This window comes from Nocardia lijiangensis NBRC 108240, assembly GCF_001613045.1.
Taxonomy (GTDB): Bacteria; Actinomycetota; Actinomycetes; order Mycobacteriales; family Mycobacteriaceae; genus Nocardia; species Nocardia lijiangensis.
Window position 1 is genome coordinate 1 of sequence record NZ_BDBP01000206.1, and the last position, 2,334, is coordinate 2,334.

Annotated in this window: 1 protein-coding gene; it reads left to right on the forward strand. The window is 65.5% G+C overall.

All coding sequences use genetic code 11. From position 1 onward, the window contains the following. Nucleotides 1-130: 130 nt before the first annotated feature. Nucleotides 131-2,334, forward strand: a 2,204-nt coding sequence (locus NL1_RS35905; RefSeq protein ID WP_373862620.1) for a type I polyketide synthase, incomplete at its 3' end; no start/stop codon positions are given.

The following is a 2,334-nucleotide window of genomic DNA, read 5'->3' on the forward strand; positions in this document are numbered from 1 at the left end:
AGGCGGGTTTGTGGAGTTGGGTCCGGATCCGAGTTTGACCGGCGCGATCACCGACACCCTGGCGGAGTCGCATCCGGAGTTCGTGGTGACCGCCGCATTGCGTCGCGACAGGTCCGATCCGCAGTACTTGATGACCAGCCTGGCCGAAATATTCACCACCGGTGCATTCGTCGATTGGCGGATCTTGCTAGAATCCGCGAACGCCGCAGGGTGCATTGGCGCGCGAATCGCATTGCCCACGTATGCCTTCCAGCGGCAGAGCTACTGGGTAGAGCGGCATGGGACGTCATCGAGCAAGACCATCGCGAGCCCGCGGAAACCAGCAGTGGAAACGACCGCCGAGATTCGCGATCTGATCGTGCACGAATGTCGCCGGATTCTCGCTACCGATCTCGTTGATTCGGATCTTGCGGGCAGCACCTTCACCGACCTCGGATTCGATTCCGCGTCTGCCGTGGAGTTGCGAAACGCGCTGATGGCAGCGACCGGCGTTCGGCCGTCCGCCGGACTGCTCTACAATTATCCGACCATCGATGCTCTCGCCGCATACTTCGCCACCGCACTCGGTGCCGCCGATGAGGACGCGGAGACGAGGCCGGATGCGGCTGGATCACCCCGGGGCGCAGCGCTGTCCGAGGACCCGGTTGTCATCGTAGGTATGGCGTGCCGTTTCCCCGGGGCGAATTCGCCGGAGACCTTCTGGGAGTTGGTCAGCGAGGGTCGCGATGTCATTGCTCCGATGACGGATTCGCGTGGTTGGTCTATCGAGGTACCCTCTGGTGGCTTCCTCGCAGGTGCCGGCGATTTCGACGCCTCATTCTTCGGCATCTCTCCACGCGAGGCGCTGGCCATGGACCCGCAGCAACGTCTGGTACTGGAAACCGTCTGGGAGACAATCGAAAACGCGGGCGTTGACCCGACGAGTCTGCGCGAGTCGCGGACCGGGGTCTTCGTGGGCGCCAGCGGTCAAGAGTACGCGACGATGATGAGTGCGGTGCCCGAGGAGGTCGCGGGGTATCTCTTGACCGGCACCGCGGCCAGTGTGCTGTCGGGTCGTGTTGCTTACGTACTAGGTTTGACAGGACCTGCGGTTACGGTGGACACCGCGTGTTCCTCGTCGCTGGTCGCACTGCATCAAGCTGTGGCCGCGCTCCGCGCGGGCGAATGCTCGATGGCCCTGGCCGGTGGCGTGACGGTCATGTCGAGCCCGGGCATATTCGTCGAGTTTGCTCGCCAGCGGGGCTTGGCGGCAGACGGCCGGTGCAAGTCCTTCTCGGCGGCCGCAGACGGCGTTGGCTGGGCGGAGGGCGTGGGAATGCTACTGCTGGAACGCCTTTCGGATGCGCGTCGTATGGGACATGAGGTGCTGGCGGTGGTGCGGGGTTCGGCGGTGAACCAAGATGGTGCGTCGAATGGTTTGACCGCCCCGAACGGTCCGTCGCAGGAGCGAGTAGTTCGTGCGGCGTTGGCCGATGCCGGTCTGCCCGCCACCGCCGTGGACGTAGTGGAGGCGCACGGTACGGGTACTCGTTTGGGCGATCCGATCGAGGCCGAGGCGCTGCTGGCGACATACGGTCAAGACCGGCCGTCGGATCGCCCGGTGTGGCTGGGCTCGGTGAAGTCGAATATCGGTCACAGCCAGGCCGCGGCGGGTGTCGCCGGTGTAATCAAGATGGTGCTGGCCATGCGGCACCGGCTGCTGCCCGCCACGCTGCACGTGGACGCCCCGTCGTCGCATGTGGATTGGACCAGTGGCGCAATCAATTTGCTGACCGCCGCGCGTTCCTGGGAGACTGAGGGGGACAGGCCGCGTCGTGCAGCGGTGTCGTCGTTTGGTATCAGCGGTACCAACGCCCACGTCATCATCGAACAAGCCCCCGCCCCGGAGGCGCAGCTCGCGCCTGCTCCGCCGGATCAGCCGGTGATGTGGGTGGTGTCGGCGAAAACAACTGTCGCGCTGCGCGATCAGGCGGATCGCCTGCTGTCGCACGTAGCGGGCAGGCCCGACCTGCATCCGGTCGAGGTGGCGCGGGCACTGCGGGAATCGCGCGCGCTGTTCGACCATCGCGCGGTGATCGTTGGACAGGACCGGGACGCGTTGCTGTCCGGGCTGGAGCAGGTTGCCTCCGGGCAGCACACCGCTGCGGTCTTGCGTGCGAAAGCAGCCGGGTTCGGGATCGCTGTCGGCGCGACCGTCGGCGCGAGTTCCGGTCTGGGCGCAGTGTTTTCGGGCCAGGGTTCGCAGCGGGTGGGTATGGGTTTGGGCCTGTGCGTGTTCCCGCCGTTTGCCGCGACACTGGATCGGGTTTGTGCCGTCTTGGATCCATTGGTGGG